The following is an 823-nucleotide window of genomic DNA, read 5'->3' on the forward strand; positions in this document are numbered from 1 at the left end:
GATATTTAAGAATCTGTTTATTTGATAGATTCTTGTAGTCTGATGCACTCTATTAACTGACTATTAAATCAGCCAGTTCTTAATAACCGTAAATTTACTTACCACAAAAAAATTGCTTGCACAAGTTCTGCTACTGTGCAGTGACGTGAAATATAACGAAACATAATAAATACTCATATAAAACTTCAGTAAAGATACTAGACAACTTTGTTGTTTTTTTTACAATCTAGTTAGTATCTAAATGCTCAGGTGTTCAATTTTTTTTCTCAACTTTGAATCACTGGTTGTTTTGTGCGGTTGATGTTATTTGCAAACAAGAAAAAAGGGAAACAGTGATGAAATTATCTCGGATTTTGCCATTAGTGGTTGGTGGTGCTGTTGCTGGTATTGTCATTAGTAGTGCATCTCCAGCGCAAGCTTTAACGTATAACTGGAATTACACGGGTTTATCAAACACTAGTGGAACATTCGATCAGACTGGTGGAACAATAACAAGTTTTACTGGTACAGTGGGTGGTACTGCCATAACTGGGTTGTTACCTATCGGTACTATAATTGGGGGAGCCGGTGTGGATAACTTATTTCCTCTTACAGGGCGTGGCGTGGGGTTCTCTACTGCAAGTGATACCTTTGCAATATATTTTTCTGGGGGTCTAACAAGTATATGGCAAGAGGGTTTAGAAGATATTATTGGGACTGGAGTGTTCAATGCCACTCCCGTACCCTTCGACATTCCCGGAGGTGCAACCATCCCTACAGTCGGTTCTCTATTTGCTCTAGGGTTGATGAGAAAAGCTAAAAAACGTCTAGCAGCAAAAACCCT

General features: G+C 38.6%; 1 protein-coding gene. It reads left to right on the forward strand.

Features of this window, described 5'->3' with window-relative positions; translation table 11 throughout:
- Positions 1 to 335: 335 nt before the first annotated feature.
- The coding region (locus A9Y75_RS25830) for a hypothetical protein (protein ID WP_143046518.1) at positions 336 to 823 on the forward strand (488 nt) is incomplete at its 3' end.

This window comes from Trichormus sp. NMC-1 (genome assembly GCF_001858025.1).
Lineage (GTDB): Bacteria > Cyanobacteriota > Cyanobacteriia > Cyanobacteriales > Nostocaceae > Anabaena.